Genomic DNA, 18,098 nt, shown 5'->3' on the forward strand with positions numbered 1-18,098 from the left:
TGAAGATGCTAGCCTAGCGAGCGGCGAAACAGCTCGCCTTTTCCGGCAATCTGCTCGCCAATGCCGCCAAGCCGCAGCATATGCCAGGCAAGTGCATGGTTGCTGGAGGTGACCGGTTTCCCCAACTCCTTCTCGACCTCCTCGATGATGCGGGCAACGCGCATGCTGGTGCAGGAAACGAACACCGCATCACAGTCGCTCGACGCACCGATTTCCAAGATGGCCTGCTTGACCGATGCCGGCGTGATGCGTGCAACGACATTGTCGTCCGCCTCGTTGAAGGAGCCCATGACCGGAATATCCATCCCCCGCGCCATCAGCGATGCCCGCAGCGAATGATTGATTTTCGCCAAGTAAGGGGTGAGCAGCGCGATCCTCGAGACCCCCAGGGCCTTCAGCGCGGCGCATGCCGCGGTCACCGGATTGGTCACCTGCACACCAGGCAGCACCTCGTGAACGCGCTCGGCAACCTTATCCTCGCCGATGACCAGCGCTCCCGACGTGCAGGCAAAGCCGATCACATCGAACTTGACGTCGGGCAAGAGTCCCACCGTTGCCGGGATTACCGCCGACATTTTCATCAGGTTTTCCGGTGTGATCTCGACATCGCTGTAGAGCCGCGCCTCGTACAGCGCGATGTCGCGCGCGGGCAGCGCATAGCGGAATTCATCCTCGATGGTCTGGTCGGTCCGCAGCACGAGCAGGCCGAGATTGGCGCGCGTGCCGATACCGTCATCGGTCTTGAAGGGAATGTGTTCCTTATCGAGGACGAGCGTGTCGTCGGCGCGGCTAACCGGGGCGTCCATGGCGCAGTCCCCTTCCTGATGCCAATCAGAATTGTCGACAATAGAAACGGCGATATTGCCGAAACTGTCAAGGGCTCTGTGCAGATCCTGGGAACCGGTAAACGCCTGAATTTTGCGCTTGCGCGGACCGCTTGTCCGTCGCCGACCCATTCACCGTTGACAGGGATCGGCGTCTTCCTATTGAATTGTCGACAATAGGAACACAGCCCTTCGGGACAGCAATGCGCGTATTGATCTTGGGCGGCGGCGTGGTCGGGATCACCACCGCCTATCAGTTGCAAAAGGACGGCCACGCGGTCACTGTTCTCGAGCAGGCACCGCAGGTGGCCGAGGGCGCGAGCTGGGCAAATGCAGGCATGATCGCGCCCGGTCACTCCTTCGTCTGGTCATCGCCAGCCGCGCCAAAAATCCTGCTGAAGTCGCTGTTCCTGAAAGACCAGGCGCTTCGCTTCAAACTTTCCGCCGACCCGCATCTCTACAGCTGGTCGCTGCGCTTCCTCAGGGAATGCACGGCCGCCAAAGCGCGTCGCAACACCCTCCTCAAACATCGGCTTGCGGTCCATTCCCAATCGGTCCTGCAGGCGGTCGTCAGGGAAGAATCGATCCAATACGACAGGACCTCGGCCGGCATCCTTTACTTCCACCGCAGCCGTCAGGCGCTCGACAAGGGCGTCGCCAACATGCGCCTGCTGGAGGCCGACGGCCAGGAGATCCGCATTGTCGACGCACAGGAAATCATTGACCGCGAGCCGGCGCTGGCTTCGTCGCGCGGCAGCATTGCCGGCGGCATAATGTGTCCAACCGATGAAACCGGCGACGCCGCCAAGTTCACGCGCGCGCTGGCGGCCATCGTCGAAACGAGGGGCGGCAAGATCCTGACAAGCACGAGGATCGTCGGGATCGAACGCAGGAATGACGCGATCATCCGGGTCGTCACCGACAAGGGAGAATTTCTGGCCGACACCTACGTTCTGTGTCTCGGCGCCGAAAGCCCGATCCTCGCCCGCAAGATCGGCCTTGGTTTGCCGATCTATCCGGTCAAAGGATATTCCTTGACCATTCCCATCGTCGACCCGGCGCTGGCTCCAAAACTCCCCGTCATCGATGAGCACAATCTCGTTGCCATCACGCCGATGGGCGATCGCATCCGCGTCACCGCCACCGCGGAATTCGCGGGCTATGATCGCAGCCACAAGCCTTCGGATTTCGCCTTCATGAAGCGCGTCACGCAGGACCTGTTCCCGCGCGGTATCGCCTATGATCGCGCCGAAATGCGGGCCTGCCTGAGACCCATGACGCCCGACAATCTGCCGATCCTCGGCCTGCGCAACATCAAGAACCTCTGGCTGAACACCGGCCACGGCCATATCGGCTGGACGATGGCGCATGGATCGGCCCGCATCGTCGCCGAACTGATCGCCGGCCGGGCTGCGCCGATCGCCCTCGACGGTATCCTTCCCACACATGCGCGGTTCGCCGAACCAAGCGCCGCAAAGGCTTGACCGACGCCATGCTCCGACCCGCCAGGCACAGCAACCAGGACGACTGCGCGGCGTTGGCATCCAAGCCGATCAAGACCGGCCCGCGCGTCTATGAAGAGATCCGTCGCATGGCGATGGACTATCGCTTCAAGCCGAACGAGCGCATCAACGAAGTGGCGCTTGCCGCGAGGCTGAATGTCAGCCGCAGCCCGATCAGGGAGGCCCTCCAGCGGCTGGTCACGGAGGAACTCATCACCTTCCAGACCAATCGCGGCTTCTTTTGCCGCGGCTTCGATGTCGACGAGGTCGTCAATCTTTCCGACGTGCGGGCGGTTCTCGAGGAGCGCTCCGTCAGGCTGGCGATCCAGCGCGCGACCAATGAAGAGCTCGCCGCGCTCGTCGACTGGTGGACGCTCACCATGGCGCGCGCCGACTCGTTTTCCAGCGCCGAGCTGACCGCCAGGGACGAGGAGTTTCACATCCGCATCGCCAGGCTGTCAGGCAATCCCGAACTGGCGCGCATGCTCGAAGGCATCAACACGCGCATCCATTTCGTTCGCAAGATCGAAGTGGAGAAGCACCGGCGACTGTCGACGACCTACACCGAACACAGCGAAATCGCCCGAGCCATGGTAGCCCGCGATGCCGACACGGCCGCAAGGCTCATGCATGACCACATCGACATCAGTGTCGCCGATGCCATGTCGACCGTCCGGGAAGGCCTGGCCCGGATATACGTCGACGTCGATCAGATCTGACCAGCATCCCGGATCCGATTAAGCAATCCCTGGCCGGTCAGGCAACCTTGTCGAGCAGCGGCCTGAGCGCCGGGTGAATTTCCGGCGAGGCGTGCTTGATCAGGGTCAGCAGCGCGCGTTCGTTCTCGTAAAGAGGCCTGTCGACGCCGATATGTTCGATCAGCCAGCCGGCTTCGCCGGCATCGATCGTCTCGGCACGGCGGGCCAGGGCCTCGGCCGCCCTGTTCTTGGCTTCCCATTCGGCTTCGATGTCGCCAGGAGATCGGTAGGCCTCCATGATGCCGGCAAGCCCGCCGGAGATCATGCGGCTGAAGAAGCCGCCGATTTCCGGATCGGCATGTTCGAGGAAGGCGTCATGGCGCAGCGCCACGTCGCGCGTCGGTGCTTCGTAGCCGGCCGAGCACATGACGAAATTGGCGATCGCCTTGACGAACAGCTCGTTCCAGGACGGATCGTTTTGTCCTTGAGCAGTCCGCTCGTTGATCTTGAGCAGCACCTCGGCCTCGGCGCGCGTGATGGCGATGTTGCCGTCGCCGCCATGGGCATGGAGGATCCGGCGCAAAAGCTCGACCTCCGCCTGCGCGACGAGGCCCGGAGCCAGCGCGCCGCCGAGCATCAGCGGCCCCTTGCCGTCAATGACGGCATGCGCCACCTGCTCCAGCGCGTACACACAAAGCTGGGCCGGCGACGATTTCGCCTGTTCCAGCACATGCACCAGCAATTCGAGTTCGGTCCGGCTGTCGACCATGCCGTCGCGCGAGATCGTGCGGATCAGCCAGTCGGCATTGTCCTGCGAGATATAGCCCGACGGCTTTTCCTGGTGGACGATATAGTCGGTGACCGCCTCAATGAAGAAGGGCGGCCATTCCTGGCATTTGTCCTTCGCCGTGGCATCGAGCGCGAACAGCGCCTCGGCCTCGCCACGCGTCACGACGCCGTCGCCGAACACTTCATGGCGCAACATCGCCACGTCCTCCGCGGCGATGCGGCTTTTCGAGGTCAGCCCGGCCACCGGCGCGCTCATGATCAATTCGCCCATTTGTCGTCCCCGTCCGCCGTCGCCAAGCGCCGGCCCCATAGCGTCACACAAGCCAACATATCAGCAGTGTCTTGAAAAACCGGCAAACGGCGTGGTTAGTGAAGACTTGTCGCCAACGCATGTCGCCTGACAGCGTGCCGCGGTTTGAAGAACGACATGCACGCGCTTTAGATGTTGCTGACAGGTGACAAGCCGTCGCGCGCAAGCTATGGATGGCGCGTCGAGGACTCAGGGTCTTGAGTCCTACCTGTTTGCGGGAGAGAACAGCGAGAGCTGTCGCCGAAGGGGAAATCGCCCGAAATCTCTCAGGCAAAAGAACCGTAGACGGGAAAGACACTCTGGAAAGTCGGGGCTTGCCCCCGCGCCGAAGGTGTAAGCGCCGCTGACAGAGTTCCGGCTGCGCGAGTCTCTCAGGCTTCAGACAGAGGGGCACGGACTGGTCGCCATTCGCGACCGATTGCGTGCGACTCTGGAGACGACATGACGGGCGACGACACAAAACACCTTCCCCTTGAAGATATCCATATGGCCGCCGGTGCGCGCTTCGGCGCCTTTGCCGGCTGGTCGATGCCGCTGACCTATCCGGCCGGCGTCATGAAGGAACACCTTCACACCCGCGAGCAGGCCGGCCTGTTCGACATCTCGCACATGAAGCTGTTCGAGGTCAGCGGACCGGAAGCGGCGGCACTGCTCAACCGTGCCTGCCCACTGGATGCCGGCGCGCTCGAAATCTCGCAATCCAAACTGTCCTTTTTCCTCAACGAAGCAGGCGGCATCCTCGACGACCTGATCGTCACCAGGCTTGGCGATGCCAGGTTCATGGTGGTCGCCAATGCCGGCAACGCCGTAGCCGACGAAAAGCATTTGCGTGCACTTGCCGCGGATTTCGACGCCAGGATCGAGCCGCTCGACCGCGTCTTCCTGGCCATCCAGGGTCCTGAAGCCTGGGCCGCCCTTTCCCGCGCCGGCATCGAGACCGGCTCGCTGCTGTTCATGCATGGGGTCGAACCGCGCAAGAACTGGTTCATGAGCCGGTCGGGCTATACCGGCGAGGACGGGTTCGAGATCGGCTTGCCGGAGGCCGATGCACGCGACCTCGTCGCGAAGCTGCTCGGAGACGAGCGCGCGCTGTGGATCGGCCTGGCCGCGCGCGACAGCCTGCGCCTGGAGGCCGGTCTCTGCCTGCATGGCCAGGACATCACACCGGAAACCGACCCGGCCAGCGCCGCCTTGATGTGGGCAATTCCAAAGGACATCCGCGCTTCCGGCACTTTCATCGGCGCCGATGCGCTCCGCGCCGCGGTGGAACGAGGACCCGCGCAAAAGCGCGTCGGTTTGAAGCCGGAAGGCCGCCAGCCCGTGCGTGGCGGTGCCGCGCTCTTCGACGCCGACGGCAATTCGGCCGGCCATGTCACATCGGGCGGCTTCGGCCCCTCGGCCGGCCATCCGGTCGCCATGGGCTATGTCTCGACACCTCTGGCAAAGCCCGGAATACGGGTTTTCGCCGATGTGCGCGGCACGAGAATCCCAGTCGATATCAGCTCCCTGCCCTTCACACCGCATCGCTACCGAAAAGGATGATCTCAATGGCAACGACCTATTTCACATCAGATCACGAGTGGCTCCGCGTCGAGGGCGGCATCGCCACGGTCGGCATCACTGATTACGCGCAGGAGCAGCTCGGCGACCTCGTCTTCGTCGAACTGCCGGAGACGGGAAAGAAATTGACCAAGGGCGACACCGCCGTCGTGGTCGAATCCGTCAAGGCGGCATCCGATGTCTATGCACCAGTCGACGGCGAGATCACCGAGGCCAACGGCACGCTGTCGTCGGATCCGTCACTGGTCAATTCGGCCGCAACAGGGGCCGGCTGGCTGTGGAAGATGAAGCTTGCCAACGAAAGCCAGCTCGCCGGTCTCATGGATGAGGCCGCCTACAAAGCCCATATCGGTTGATATCAGGACTTATTGAGATGACCGCAGCACCCTACCCCTTCTCGGCCCGCCATATCGGTCCCGGCCTCAACGATACCAGAGCCATGCTGGCCGCCATCGGCGTGCCCTCGATCGAGACGCTGATCAGCCAGTCCGTCCCGAAGTCGATCCGGCTCGATCGGCCGCTTGCCCTGCCGGCACCAGCGAGCGAGGCGGAAGCGCTGGCTGAGCTTTCGGCTGTCATGGCCGGGAATACGGTGCTGAAGAGCTTCATCGGCGCCGGTTATCACGGCGTCCATGTGCCGCCGGTTATCCAGCGCAATCTGTTCGAGAACCCGGCCTGGTATACGGCCTACACGCCCTATCAGGCCGAGATCAGCCAGGGCCGGCTGGAAATGCTGTTCAACTTCCAGACCCTGGTCACCGAACTGACCGGCCTGCCGGTGGCATCGGCGTCGCTGCTGGATGAAGCAACCGCCGTGGCCGAGGCGGTCGGCATTGCACTGCGCCATCACCGCGACAAGCGCACCAAAGTAGCACTTGCCGGCACGCCGCACCCGCAGACGCTGGACGTGGTGCGCACCCGCGCCGAGCCGCTCGGCATCGAGATCGATGGCGAGACGATCGACGACAACACCGCCGCCCTGCTTGTCTCCTGGCCGGATACTTTTGGTGTCTATGGCGACCACAAGGCAGCGATCGACAAGGCACACGCGACCGGCGCCCTCGTCGTCTTCATCGCCGACCCGCTCGGCCTGACGCTGACCGACGCGCCGGCCAAGCTTGGCGCCGACATCGCCGTCGGCCCGATGCAGCGCTTTGGCGTGCCGATGGGCTTTGGCGGCCCGCACGCGGCCTATTGCGCCGTCTCCGACAGGCTGACGCGGCTGATGCCTGGCCGCCTGGTCGGCCAGTCCACCGACAGCAAGGGCCGGCCCGGATACCGGCTTGCCTTGCAGACGCGTGAGCAGCATATCCGCCGCGACAAGGCGACCTCCAACATCTGCACCGCGCAGGCGCTGCTCGCCAATATGGCGACCGCCTATGCCATCTGGCACGGCCCCGCCGGGCTGCAGGCGATTGCCGGGCGCATCCATGCGCTGGCCAATCGTCTTGCCGCCGGGCTCAAAGCAGCAAACATCTCCGTGCTCGGTTCAAGCCGCTTCGACACGGTGACGGCCGAGGTGAAGGGCAAGGCAGCTTCGATCGCCGCCGCCGCTGAAAAGGGCGGCAGATTGCTGCGTGCCGTCGATGCCGACCACATCGGCATCGCCTTCGACGAAACCTCCACCGAGGCCGATCTCGACGCAATCGCGGCCCTGTTCGGCGCCAAGGCTGGCGCCTCCGCCGACAGCACGGTGCCCGGCAAGCCGCGCGGCAAGGAGTTCCTGACCCAGCCTGTTTTCCACGAAAACAAGTCGGAAACCGAGATGATGCGCTTCCTGCGCCGGCTGGCCGACAAGGACCTGGCGCTCGACCGCGCCATGATCCCGCTGGGATCCTGCACCATGAAGCTCAACGCCGCCGCCGAGATGATGCCGGTGAGCTGGCCGAGCATTGCCAATCTGCACCCTTTCGCCCCGGCCGCGCACTCGGTAGGCTACCGCGCCATGATCGGCGAGCTGGAGGGCTGGCTGTCGGAGATCACCGGCTTCGACGCCGTCACATTGCAGCCCAATGCCGGCAGCCAGGGCGAATATGCCGGACTGCTCGCCATCCGCGGCTATCACCGCTCTCGCGGCGACAACCACCGCACCGTCTGCCTGATCCCCTCCTCGGCGCATGGCACCAATCCCGCGAGCGCGGCGATGGCTGGCATGAACGTCGTCGTCGTGCGCTGCACCGAAGACGGCAACATCGACATGGACGACATGAAGGCCAAGGCGACTGAGCATGCGCAAAATCTCGCAGCGCTGATGTTCACCTATCCCTCGACGCATGGCGTGTTCGAGGAAGGCGCACGCGATCTCTGCGCGCTGATCCATGAGCATGGCGGCCAGGTCTATTTCGACGGTGCCAACCTCAACGCGCTGGTCGGGCTTGCCCGTCCCGGCGACATCGGCGCCGATGTCTGCCACATGAACCTGCACAAGACCTTCTGCATTCCGCATGGCGGCGGCGGACCCGGCATCGGGCCGATCGGCGTCAAGGCGCATTTGAAGCCGTATTTGCCCGGCCATGTCACCGAAGGCTCGGCGCACGCCGTCTCCGCCGCCCCCTTCGGCAGCGCCTCGATCCTGCCGATCACCTGGATGTATATCCGCATGATGGGCGCCTCGGGCCTGAAGCAGGCGACCGAAACAGCGATCCTTTCCGCCAACTACATCGCAACGCGGCTCGGTGCGCATTTCCCGGTGCTCTACAAGGGCAGGCAGGGACGCGTCGCGCATGAATGCATCCTCGACACCCGTGTGCTCAAGGAGAGTGCAGGCATCAGTGTCGACGATGTCGCCAAGCGGCTGATCGATTATGGTTTTCACGCGCCGACCATGTCCTTCCCGGTCGCCGGCACGCTGATGGTGGAGCCGACCGAGTCCGAGCCCAAGCGGGAAATCGACCGCTTCTGCGAGGCCATGATCGCGATATCGGCAGAGGCAGCAAAAGTCGCCAGGGGCGAATGGCCTTTGGCCGACAATCCGCTGGTCAACGCGCCGCACACCGCCGCCGAGGCGCTGGCCGGCCAGTGGAACCATCCCTACTCGCGCCTGGAAGCGGCCTATCCGGCCGGCGACGCCGACACGGCAGCCAAGTACTGGCCTCCGGTGTCACGCATCGACAATGTCGCCGGCGACCGCAACCTGGTCTGCTCGTGCCCGCCGCTGTCCGACTATCTGGGGGCCGCGGAGTAATTTACGCTGAGCGCAAGGCCGGCTTGATCGGCTCGGCCTTGCCCATCCTCTTGCGGCTGATGACGCAATTTCGTCCGGCGCGTTTGGCGGCATAGAGCGCCGCGTCTGCCTCGGTGAGCACGTTGTCGAGGCTGCTGCCGCTTGCCTCGCCAAAGCCGATGCCGCCGCTGACCGTGCTGCGCAATTTGCCGAGCTGGGTGGGGACGATTTCGGCGCCGAAAGCCACGCCGATCTTGCTGGCGAGATCGTAGGCCTTTTCGTCCGTCATCCGCGACATGACGACTGCGAACTCCTCGCCGCCAAGGCGAAAAGCGTCGACGCCGGGCCGGGCATATTTCTTGATGACGGCGGCAAAACGGCACAAGACCTGATCCCCAACCGGGTGACCGTAGACATCGTTCGTCCGCTTGAAGTGGTCGAGGTCGAACATGACGATAGACATGAATGGACCGAAACTCCGCTCGCCGTAAAGCGACGTCAATGCCCGGCGGTTCAGCAACCCTGTCAGCGGGTCGGTCATGGTCTCGGCCTTGAGCTCGATCTGCGCCTGCAGATGATGGAGGGAGAGCGTCAATGCTCCGAGCCCGGTCATGCAGGCCACCGCCACGACGGAATTCAATCGTTCGGCCCAATTGTCGGGCGCAATCGCGAGCGTCCATTGCCCCTTGGTCAGCAGAACCACGCCGCAAAGCGCAAACGACATCGCGCAGGTGCCGCTCAGAAACGAAACCACCAGAAGGATGCGGCGATCGTGACTGCCGTTGATCCAGAACATGGCGCCGATCGCCGACAGCAGCGCCGTCACCGTGGTGTAGGTGATGATGAAACCAACGCCGTCAAAGCCAAGGAAAGTGACAGCGGCACAGATAGTCATGGCAGCAAGCGCCGGTGCAACGGCGCGCCTGTAGCCGGGCACGCCGAGATATTGCATGGCCGACAAGCAGAGGATCAGGAACCCCAGGCTGAGCAGCGCAAGCACGATCTGGCAAAGCAGCGGATCGGGATCCTTGGTGTACCGCCAGAACAGGATCACATGCGCGACGAGCACCAGAATTCCGCACGCCACCGTCAACACGAAACCTGCCTTGGGTGCGGTGAACCAGATCGCAAACATGGTGACGCTGAGGCATATGCCCGACAGCGCGGCTGCGAGCAGGAGCGAACTGAAGTCCAGCATATCGGGCAAGGGCCTCTCGAGCGTCGGCGGTTGCGCTGCATTCTAGGTCAGCGGTTGCCCCCAGATACGGATTTTCAGGCGATCCATCGATGCAACCTGCAGATAGGGTTTACAAAGCGTCGATGGCACGCGTCCCGAAACCGGACCATTGGACGCGAGATCAACCCTTGTTCAGGAGAGCGAGGTTGGCGTTGACGACGGTGGGATCGGCCATGCCGGCCTTCGCTTCGAGCAGCAGCGCCTTGGCCTTCTTGCGATTGCCGCGCAGCAGTTGCGAATAACCCATATTGTTGACGATCTGCGGCCTGCGACCGGCGACTTTCAGAAGCTGGCCGTAGGCACGGTCGGCGAAGTCGAAGCGGCCGAGTTCATCATAGGAAGCCGCGAGCCCCATCCAGGCCTCCGCATTGTCGGCCTTCAACTCGACGGCCTTGCGGAAGTGCTTTTCGGCGAGGCCGTAATTGGCGTCGCGAAACTGCGCCTTGCCTTGCGCCAGATCGGAGGTTTCGGTGTCTTTAGCCGCCGGTTGGATGGCGGTGGTCTTGGTGGTGTCGACGCCACTCGTCGAACAGCCAGACATCATCAAGACGGCCGCCATCGTGGCCATTGCCGGGAAATTATTGTGACGCATGCCCCTGCCTCATCGCCCGATTTGCCGGGTCGTTCTTCAGGAAACACAATATATCAGCGGCGATTAAACTTCGGTGCCGAAACGCCGCCAAAATTCGGCTTCGGGCACACCAGCCATTAACCACCAGGCCGCGGTGCTTCAGTCGCAGCCAGCGGCGTCCTCACGGCTCCAGGGCTTTGAGCCCCGCAGGAGCCGTATACCGGCTGCCGTCATAGCGCAGCCGGTAGGTTTGGCTCACGGACTTGCCGGGATGGGACTGGCACTCGCCATCCTTGTCGGGCAACGGATTGTCGGTATCCATTCGCTCGACCACCGTTATGTCGTGGTAGCCATGATGTTTGGCCGGGCTCATCGCCAGGCTAACCCGACTGGTATGGAAGGATCCGGCGCAATTGGTATCACCCTCGCCGCCATTGCCGGCCACGACCAGACCATCGAGCACCATCCTCAGGGAATCGCCATCGACGGCATAGAGCCGCAGGTCGGTTTCACTGAACGGATTAGGCAGCGAATTGTTTGCCATTTCGATGCGCAGGCCAAAGGCAGTAACATCGGGCGCCAGCGCATAGCGGCCGGTATCAAGTTCCACCTGGCGGATGGCGATGGCATCATCATTCATCAGCCCGGGCTGGAGCAGGCGCTGGCGCACCTGCCGGCTCTTCCTGTCGACAATCAAAAGCTCGATATCGCCGGCATGCGCGTAGTCGCTGGGTTGGGACCCGTCCATCAGCGGCACTGCGACCAACAGCAGGTCGTCATGGGCGGGCCAGATCTTGCAAACCAGCCCTGGCGGATCGCCATACGCGAATGTCAGGGCAATGCTGGTGTGGGGTTCGAGCGTGAACGAGGTGCCGTCGGCGCTCTTTCGAGCTTTGGGATAGGCCTGCTGCACCAAGGCGGCGGCATCGCCGCAATCGCCGGCCACGGCCCAGGCGGGCGACAGGCTGGCCGCGGCAAGGCCAAAGAAGAGGGTGCGCAGCAGCATGGACTTTCTCACCTGCAAAGCCGGGTTCGGTCGAGAACAATGGTTTGTCAGCCCCTTGCTAGGGCTTTTGTGGAGCGCTCGCTAGTGCGCCGTCATTTTGACGATGACTGGAATGGCCGCGATCATCAGCACCACCGGCAGGATGCACACAACCACGGGCACCGACATCTTGGCAGGCAGAGCGTGCGCCTTTTCCTCGGCCAACGACATACGCTTATGGCGCATGTCGTCGGAGAAGACGCGCAGCGCCCCCGACAGGCTGGTGCCGAGTTCCTTGGACTGCTGCAGCAGCGTGGCGAAGGAACGCACCTCGTCCAGGCTGAGGCGATCGGCGAGCGCCTTCAGCGCATCGTCGAGGCTGCGCCCGGCCCTCAGCTCCAGCGACACCAGCTGCAGGTTCTGGCTGAGCGCGGGATAAGTCTTGGCGAGTTCCTTGGAGACGCGCTCTATGCCTGCCTCCATGCTCATGCCGGCATCCGAGCAGACAATCATCAGGTCCATGAAATCGGGAAACCCGTTGCGGTACTCACGCCTGCGTTCCCGCACTTTCTGGCTCAGCACCAGGCCGGGCAGGAAATAACCGGCCGCACCCGACAGGATGACGAATGTCCAGCGGCTGGCCATCGTTGCGTCCGGACTGGCCATCCAGCGGTTGAGCACAAACACACCGATTGCCGTGCCGATCATCGCGGTGAACCGGATCAGGAAGAACGTACCGACAGCGCGCGGCTCCATGTAGCCCGCCTGGATAAGCTTCATGCGCAGCCGGGCGACATTTTCCGGATCGCTCCTGGCGTAGAATTCCTGCGCCCGCTTCACCGCCTTCTCGCGCACGATGCCGGTATTCTTCTTTTGCACCGGCTCCGGTTTGGCGGCCACGGGACCGTTGTCGACCCTGAGCCGGCGCATGACCTCGTTGCGATCGCCCTTCGCCATGACAACAGGCCAGGCAACAGCGGCAGCACCCACCGCCAGCAGCAGGATGGCCACCGGCATCAATGAGGTCGGCGCAAGCGAGGCGAGGAATCCGATGAAACCCTGCATGTCAGAACTTGAAATTCGACATCTTGAACATCATCAGATTGCCCAGCATCAGCCAGGTGATCGACGCGCCAAGCAGATACCAGGTCTTCGGCTCGCCCCAGACGTCGCTGTAGAAGCCCGGCATCAGTGCCATGATGGCGGCAAACAGCAACGCCGGCACGGCCGTCAGAATGTAGGCCGACATCCGGCCTTCTGTCGCAATGGCGCGCACCTTGCGGCGCAGCTTGCCGCGCTCGCGAATCGTCGTCGCCAGGCCGTCGAGGATCTCGCGCAGATTGCCGCCCGAACTGGTCTGGATCGAGACGGCGGTGACGAACAACGGCAGATCCTCCTGGCCGACCCGGTCGAACAGCGAGTTCAACGCCGAAACCAGATCGGATCCGTAGGTCACTTCGTCGGCGATGACGCCGAACTCGCTGCCGATCGGGTCGGGCATCTCGCGCGCCACCATGGCGATCGCCACCGGCACCGGATGGCCGGCCTTCAGGCCACGCGTGATCAGTTCCAGCGCCTCCGGCAACTGCATGCCGAACCGCTTCAGCCGGCGCTTGCGCTTGAAACGCAGCGCCAGCACCGGCAACAGCGGCATGAGCACCACGAACAGGACGAACCCCATCAGCGGCGGCAAGCCGTACCAGATGGCGACCAAGGCCATCGCCATCGCCACGCCGCAGGTGATCATGAGGAATTTCGACAGCGGCATGATCATGCCCGACTGGGTTCGCAGAGCGCGAAACCGGTCCGCCGAAAACAGCGGCGTGCCCGCGTCAAGGCCGCGCTCCTTGCGCAGTTGGACGAGCACCTGCTCCTGGCTGATCTTGTTTTCCTGCAGCCTCATGCGCCGGTTGATGGCGGTGCGCTTGTCGCTGCGGCCGGCATAAAGCAGGTAACAGGCCTCGGCGATCAGGATGCCGGTCAGCGCGGCCGCGGCATAGACGACATAGATCGCGCTCATTCCATCGAACACTTGGCTACTCCTGCGGCCGGCCGGGTTCGAAATATCGTCCGGGAAACTCGATGCCCATGGCGCGCAGGTCCTCGAGGAAGCGCGGCCGGATGCCGGTCGCCTCGTAGTGGCCCAGAATCTTGCCGTCGGCCTCCATGCCGGTGCGCACGAAGCGGAAGATCTCCTGCATCTGGATGACATCGCCTTCCATGCCGGTCACTTCGGCGACACTGGTCACCTTGCGCTTGCCGTCGGACAGGCGCGTCAGTTGGACGATCAGGTCGAGCGCGCTGGCGATCTGGCTGCGGATCGACTGCACCGTCATCGGCATGCCGGTCATGCCAAGCATCTGCTCGAGCCGCGAAATGGCGTCGCGCGGCGTGTTGGCATGGATGGTCGCCATCGACCCTTCGTGGCCGGTGTTCATTGCCTGCAGCATGTCGAAAGCCTCCTCGCCGCGGCACTCGCCGAGGATGACGCGGTCGGGGCGCATGCGCAGTGCGTTCTTGACCAGGTCGCGCTGCTTCAGCTCGCCATGGCCTTCGATGTTGGCCGGCCGCGTTTCCATGCGCGCGACATGCGGCTGCTGCAGCTGGAGCTCGGCCGCGTCCTCGATGGTGATCAGCCGCTCGTCTTCCGGAATGAAGGCCGACAGTGCATTGAGCATGGTCGTCTTGCCGGTGCCGGTGCCGCCCGAAATGATCGTCGTCTTGCGGGCATGCACGGCCGCCGCCAGCACTTCGGCCATGTTCTGGGTGATGGCGCCGAATTCGACCAGTTTATGCAGGCCGAGCTTGTTCTTGGAGAATTTGCGGATCGACACCAGCGGGCCGTCGACCGCAACCGGACGGATGGCCGCGTTGAAACGCGAGCCGTCCAGCATGCGGGCATCGACCATCGGCTGCGATTCGTCGACGCGGCGACCGACCGCGGCGACGATCTTGTTGACGATGCGCAGGAGATGCGCCTCGTCCTTGAACGGAATGTGGACCGGCTGCAGCTTTCCCTTCTTTTCGACAAAGCAGTTCATGTGGCCGTTGATCAGGATATCGTTGATGTCGGGGTCCTTGAGCAGCGGCTCGAGCGGACCGAGGCCGACCATCTCGTCGACGATGTCGTCGACCAGAGCGTCAAGCTCGACGGTGTTGATCGCCATCCGCTCCTGCTTGGTCTTTTCCGAAACGAAGTCATGCACTTGCCGGCGCATCTCATCCTTCGGCAAACGCTCCAGCGCGACAAGATTGATCTCTTCGAGCAGCAGCCGGTGGATACGCACGCGCGCATCGAGCACCTTGTTGGCATTCTTTGCCAGCGCTGCTTCCGGCTTTGCCGGCAAAGCCTTTCGGCTGGTTGGTATGACGACGGCATGATGGGCGACCGGCGTCGTCTCAGGCGCGCGCTGCGGACGCGCATCGCGGTTCTGCAGGGTGGAGAAGCGGCTGGTCATCCGGCTTTCCTCTTCAGCAATCCACGGCCCATGCCAAACAGCGAGCGCGATTTCGCCCGGGTCGGGACCGCTTCTTCCGGCAGGATGATCTTCTTCAGATCGTTGACGACATTGGCGTTCGGATCGATCTCGTGCAGCGGTACGCCGCGATCGACTGCTTCGCGCACCAGCCGGTAGTTGTTGGCGATGCCGCCGACGAAATGCTCGCCAAGGATTTCCTGGACGTCCGCCTGCTTGATGCCGTTATCGAACATCTTCTGTTCGAAACGGTTGACGATGACGTTCGGCTTCACTTCCTTGCCGGCCGTCTCGTAGACCGCCTGGATCAGCCGCTGGGTGTGGCGCAGGCACGGCACCGTCATTTCCGCGACGATGTAGAGCTTGTTGGAACCGAGCAACACGGTCTCCGTCCATGGAAACCAGGTGCGGGGCATGTCGATGACGACATTGTCGAAATAGGCCGAAACGAGATCCAGCATGCGCACCACGACATCGGTCTTGAACGAGCGCATCTCGGCTGGATGCGCCGGCGCCGCCAGCACGCAAAGCCCGCTGGCATGCTTGGACAGCATCACGTCGAGCAGTTGGCGGTCGAGACGCTCGGGCTGGTTCTCGATCTCGGTGATGTCGAAACGCGGTTCGAGGTCGAGATATTCGGCACAGGCGCCCTGCTGGAAGTTGAGATCGACGACGCAGGTCGAGGCTCCGCGCGTCACCGAGTGATGCAGCTGGAAGGCGGTCTGCAGCGCCAGCGTCGTGGTGCCGACGCCGCCCGCCGCAGGCATGAAGGTATAGATTTGCGACTCGGTGTTTTCCTCGCGCCCGGGCCCTTGCAGCGCCCGTACCACGGAGCGCACCAGATCGGCCGTGGTGATCGGCTTGACCAGGAAATCCGCGACCTTGAGCTGCACGAGAATACGCACCGCGGCCGCATTGAACTCCTGGGTGACGACGACGACCGGAACCTTGTCCTCCAGCCGACGCATGATGCGCTGCAGCGACTCGACCTCCTCCAGCCTTGCCGCATCCATGTCGACGATGATGGCGCCGAAGTCGGCTTCCTGGATCTCGCCGCGCAACTCGGTAACGTTCTTCTCCACCGTCGAGAGCTGTATGATCTCGGAGGCGGAAAATGCGGTGCGCGTGTCCTGCGCAAACGTCCTGTCGGTCGATACGAGCAGGATGTTCCTGGTCTTGATGCCGTTTGCCATTCTGTCAGCCTGTCAGGTCGCCCGTTGACCAGTTGCCCGTTGAATCAGTTGCCTGTGGTCGACTGCGACGCCTTGGCACCGGCCGCCTGATCGGGTGTGACAGCCGCGGCACTGCCTCGTTGGGCCGGCACCAGGAGCCTGGTGTTCTGGACCCCGTATTTCCAGGGATCGACCATCTGCATGACGGTGTTGGCGGCCTGCGCATTGCCGGCGCCGGCCGTTGGCCCTTCGCTGCGCACATAGTCGTCGCTGGTGCAGCCAGCGGCAAAGCCGGCCAGCAGCAAGGCGACGCTCGATCCAAAGACCAGACGCATGGCTTCAATCCTTCGGCAGGTCGAGGAAATGCCCAGCCGAAGCGGCCGCTGCAGGTTGAGTGACGCGGCCGTCTGCCAGCGCCACGGTGCGACCGGCATCGGAATCCTTCACTTCCTCGGTGTTGTTGAGAAAATAGTCGGCATTGCTGGCCGGCTGCGTGCCATCTGTCGGCTCGACGAGCTTCTTCGACGGATCGACCGGCTTGACCAGATAGGGCGTTACGATGATGACGAGGTCGGTCTCGCGCCGCTGATAGGATTTCGACGAGAACAGCGCCCCAAGCACCGGCATCTTGCCGAGGCCCGGAATGCGCGACGTGGTGATGTCGTTTTGCGACTGCAGCAGTCCAGCGATCATGAAGCTCTGGCCGTTCTTCAGGTCGACTGACGTCCTGGCACGCCGCACGATGAAGCCAGGAACCGAGATCGTCCCGATATTGTAGGAGGCCGACGCATCGATCGAGGAGACTTCCGGCGCGATATCAAGGCTGACCAGCCCGTCTTTCAGAACCGTCGGCGTGAAATCCAGGCTGACGCCGTATTTCTTGTAGCTGACCGAGATCTTGCCGTTGTCCTCCGAGACCGGGATCGGGAACTCGCCGCCGGCGAGGAAGCTCGCCGTCTGACCGGACCGGGCGATCAGGTTCGGCTCGGCCAGTCGCCGCGCCAAGCCGCGCTCCTCCAGCGCCTTGATGGCAATATCGATCGATACGCCGTTCGATAGGAGACGACCGATGATCTCGCCAGTACCGGCCGTCGGCACTGTGCCCGGATCGATCGAGACGTCGCGGCCGCCAAGGCCATAGGCGAAATTGGCGGCGTATTTGGCACCCAGATCCTGGCCCGCCTGGCGGTTGATCTCGACAAAGCGGACGTTGAGCTGGACCTGCTGCGAAGATGAGATGTTGACCGAGTTGATCACCTCCTCGGCACCGGAAAAGCGCGTCGCGATCTTGTTTGCCTTTTCGGCGGCGACGGCATCGTCGGCCTCGCCCGACAGCACGACACGGCCATTGGCCGATCCGACCTTGATCCTGGCATCCGGCACGCTGGCGCGAATGGTGCTGGCCAGTTGGTCGGTGTCGAGCGTCACCTCGATGTCGACGGTGCCGACAAGCTGCTTTTTCTCATCGAACAGCGCAATCCCGGTGGTGCCGAGATTGTTGCCGAGCACATAGAAGGATTTGTCGGTCAGCGGATTGACGTTGGCGATCTCCGGATCGCCGATGACGATCTGGTAGAAGGCAGCACTGGTGATGATCGTCTTCGGCTTGCCCTTGGCAACCTTGATTGACGCATTCTTGGTCGACGACACGTAGACGACGTCGTTGTCAGCTCTCGCCGCCGAGGCGCCCAAGGCCAGCATCGCCGCAGCGGCCAGCGAAGACGCGACAGCCACGGCGCGCAAAACGCGCAACCGCGTCATGACCCGATATATGAACAGCCCGAACATTGTCCCGTCCCTCACCCAGTCCC

16 protein-coding genes and 1 riboswitch are annotated in these 18,098 nt (G+C 63.1%); of the genes, 5 read left to right on the forward strand and 11 right to left on the reverse strand.

The window, feature by feature from the left end; genetic code table 11:
- Nucleotides 1-8: 8 nt before the first annotated feature.
- Nucleotides 9-806 carry an aspartate/glutamate racemase family protein gene (locus LB519_RS07915; RefSeq protein ID WP_224619370.1) on the reverse strand — a complete coding sequence of 266 codons (798 nt, stop codon included), beginning with the start codon at nt 804-806 and terminating at the stop codon, nt 9-11.
- Nucleotides 807-1,027: 221 nt separating this feature from the next.
- Here LB519_RS07915 and LB519_RS07920 point away from each other — a divergent pair, with 221 nt between their 5' ends.
- Together LB519_RS07920 and LB519_RS07925 are read left to right on the forward strand one after the other, a co-directional pair.
- Nucleotides 1,028-2,308, forward strand: a complete 1,281-nt coding sequence (locus LB519_RS07920) for a D-amino acid dehydrogenase (RefSeq protein WP_224619372.1) — start codon at nt 1,028-1,030, stop codon at nt 2,306-2,308.
- 8 nt (nt 2,309-2,316) lie between these two features.
- Nucleotides 2,317-3,045: a GntR family transcriptional regulator gene (locus LB519_RS07925; RefSeq protein ID WP_224619373.1), complete on the forward strand. Its 729-nt coding sequence runs from the start codon at nt 2,317-2,319 to the stop codon at nt 3,043-3,045.
- A gap of 37 nt (nt 3,046-3,082) precedes the next feature.
- Here the strand turns inward: LB519_RS07925 and LB519_RS07930 are convergent, their stop codons facing one another.
- Complete coding sequence (locus LB519_RS07930) at nt 3,083-4,084, reverse strand: hypothetical protein (protein WP_063167889.1); 1,002 nt, start codon at nt 4,082-4,084, stop codon at nt 3,083-3,085.
- A 244-nt stretch (nt 4,085-4,328) separates the two neighbouring features.
- Nucleotides 4,329-4,415, forward strand: a riboswitch (glycine riboswitch).
- Between the two features lie 149 nt (nt 4,416-4,564).
- Between LB519_RS07930 and gcvT the strand changes: the two genes are divergently transcribed.
- Genes gcvT through gcvP form a run of 3 tightly spaced genes read left to right on the forward strand, consistent with a single transcriptional unit; the run spans nt 4,565 to nt 8,867 of the window.
- The gene (gcvT, locus tag LB519_RS07935) at nt 4,565-5,665 is read left to right on the forward strand and encodes a glycine cleavage system aminomethyltransferase GcvT (RefSeq protein WP_224619376.1); all 1,101 of its coding nucleotides are present in this window, start codon (nt 4,565-4,567) and stop codon (nt 5,663-5,665) included.
- 5 nt (nt 5,666-5,670) lie between these two features.
- On the forward strand, nt 5,671-6,039 hold the full coding sequence (gcvH, locus tag LB519_RS07940) for a glycine cleavage system protein GcvH (protein ID WP_027162564.1): 369 nt from the start codon (nt 5,671-5,673) through the stop codon (nt 6,037-6,039).
- 17 nt (nt 6,040-6,056) lie between these two features.
- The gene (gene gcvP / locus LB519_RS07945) at nt 6,057-8,867 is read left to right on the forward strand and encodes an aminomethyl-transferring glycine dehydrogenase (protein WP_224619378.1); all 2,811 of its coding nucleotides are present in this window, start codon (nt 6,057-6,059) and stop codon (nt 8,865-8,867) included.
- Between the two features lies 1 nt (nt 8,868).
- Here gcvP and LB519_RS07950 read toward each other — a convergent pair whose 3' ends face one another.
- The 9 genes from LB519_RS07950 to LB519_RS07990 form a co-directional block, all read right to left on the reverse strand.
- The gene (locus tag LB519_RS07950; RefSeq protein ID WP_063167886.1) at nt 8,869-10,044 is read right to left on the reverse strand and encodes a GGDEF domain-containing protein; all 1,176 of its coding nucleotides are present in this window, start codon (nt 10,042-10,044) and stop codon (nt 8,869-8,871) included.
- Between the two features lie 160 nt (nt 10,045-10,204).
- The gene (locus LB519_RS07955) at nt 10,205-10,675 is read right to left on the reverse strand and encodes a hypothetical protein (RefSeq protein WP_013531956.1); all 471 of its coding nucleotides are present in this window, start codon (nt 10,673-10,675) and stop codon (nt 10,205-10,207) included.
- A gap of 160 nt (nt 10,676-10,835) precedes the next feature.
- A complete protein-coding gene (locus LB519_RS07960; protein ID WP_224619380.1) occupies nt 10,836-11,660 on the reverse strand; it encodes a hypothetical protein in 825 nt (274 codons plus the stop codon).
- An 81-nt stretch (nt 11,661-11,741) separates the two neighbouring features.
- Nucleotides 11,742-12,704 (reverse strand): type II secretion system F family protein, encoded by a 963-nt coding sequence (locus tag LB519_RS07965; RefSeq protein ID WP_224619381.1) that lies wholly within the window; start codon nt 12,702-12,704, stop codon nt 11,742-11,744.
- A 1-nt stretch (nt 12,705) separates the two neighbouring features.
- Nucleotides 12,706-13,671 (reverse strand): type II secretion system F family protein, encoded by a 966-nt coding sequence (locus tag LB519_RS07970; RefSeq protein WP_224619383.1) that lies wholly within the window; start codon nt 13,669-13,671, stop codon nt 12,706-12,708.
- Nucleotides 13,672-13,675: 4 nt separating this feature from the next.
- Nucleotides 13,676-15,097: a CpaF family protein gene (locus tag LB519_RS07975; RefSeq protein ID WP_013531960.1), complete on the reverse strand. Its 1,422-nt coding sequence runs from the start codon at nt 15,095-15,097 to the stop codon at nt 13,676-13,678.
- Entirely contained in the window at nt 15,094-16,308 is a 1,215-nt protein-coding gene (locus LB519_RS07980) for a CpaE family protein (RefSeq protein ID WP_224619384.1), read from the reverse strand. Before LB519_RS07980 ends, LB519_RS07975 begins: the two co-directional genes overlap by 4 nt.
- Before the next feature lie 44 nt (nt 16,309-16,352).
- Nucleotides 16,353-16,622 (reverse strand): hypothetical protein, encoded by a 270-nt coding sequence (locus tag LB519_RS07985; protein ID WP_013531962.1) that lies wholly within the window; start codon nt 16,620-16,622, stop codon nt 16,353-16,355.
- A 4-nt stretch (nt 16,623-16,626) separates the two neighbouring features.
- Nucleotides 16,627-18,075, reverse strand: a complete 1,449-nt coding sequence (locus LB519_RS07990; protein WP_013531963.1) for a type II and III secretion system protein family protein — start codon at nt 18,073-18,075, stop codon at nt 16,627-16,629.
- Nucleotides 18,076-18,098: the final 23 nt, after the last annotated feature.

It is taken from the genome of Mesorhizobium sp. AD1-1, from assembly GCF_020164655.1.
GTDB classification, from domain to species: domain Bacteria; phylum Pseudomonadota; class Alphaproteobacteria; order Rhizobiales; family Rhizobiaceae; genus Mesorhizobium; species Mesorhizobium ciceri.

Bases quoted from the DNA above. Each gene is read 5' to 3' on its own strand.
- LB519_RS07960 (WP_224619380.1), bottom strand. From the start codon at position 11,660: ATGCTGCTGCGCACCCTCTTCTTTGGCCTTGCCGCGGCCAGCCTGTCG.
- LB519_RS07955 (WP_013531956.1), bottom strand. From the start codon at position 10,675: ATGCGTCACAATAATTTCCCGGCAATGGCCACGATGGCGGCCGTCTTG.
- LB519_RS07975 (WP_013531960.1), bottom strand. From the start codon at position 15,097: ATGACCAGCCGCTTCTCCACCCTGCAGAACCGCGATGCGCGTCCGCAG.
- gcvT (WP_224619376.1), top strand. From the start codon at position 4,565: ATGACGGGCGACGACACAAAACACCTTCCCCTTGAAGATATCCATATG.
- LB519_RS07930 (WP_063167889.1), bottom strand. From the start codon at position 4,084: ATGGGCGAATTGATCATGAGCGCGCCGGTGGCCGGGCTGACCTCGAAA.
- LB519_RS07915 (WP_224619370.1), bottom strand. From the start codon at position 806: ATGGACGCCCCGGTTAGCCGCGCCGACGACACGCTCGTCCTCGATAAG.
- LB519_RS07950 (WP_063167886.1), bottom strand. From the start codon at position 10,044: ATGCTGGACTTCAGTTCGCTCCTGCTCGCAGCCGCGCTGTCGGGCATA.
- gcvP (WP_224619378.1), top strand. From the start codon at position 6,057: ATGACCGCAGCACCCTACCCCTTCTCGGCCCGCCATATCGGTCCCGGC.
- LB519_RS07925 (WP_224619373.1), top strand. From the start codon at position 2,317: ATGCTCCGACCCGCCAGGCACAGCAACCAGGACGACTGCGCGGCGTTG.
- LB519_RS07965 (WP_224619381.1), bottom strand. From the start codon at position 12,704: ATGCAGGGTTTCATCGGATTCCTCGCCTCGCTTGCGCCGACCTCATTG.
- LB519_RS07985 (WP_013531962.1), bottom strand. From the start codon at position 16,622: ATGCGTCTGGTCTTTGGATCGAGCGTCGCCTTGCTGCTGGCCGGCTTT.
- gcvH (WP_027162564.1), top strand. From the start codon at position 5,671: ATGGCAACGACCTATTTCACATCAGATCACGAGTGGCTCCGCGTCGAG.
- LB519_RS07990 (WP_013531963.1), bottom strand. From the start codon at position 18,075: ATGTTCGGGCTGTTCATATATCGGGTCATGACGCGGTTGCGCGTTTTG.
- LB519_RS07980 (WP_224619384.1), bottom strand. From the start codon at position 16,308: ATGGCAAACGGCATCAAGACCAGGAACATCCTGCTCGTATCGACCGAC.
- LB519_RS07920 (WP_224619372.1), top strand. From the start codon at position 1,028: ATGCGCGTATTGATCTTGGGCGGCGGCGTGGTCGGGATCACCACCGCC.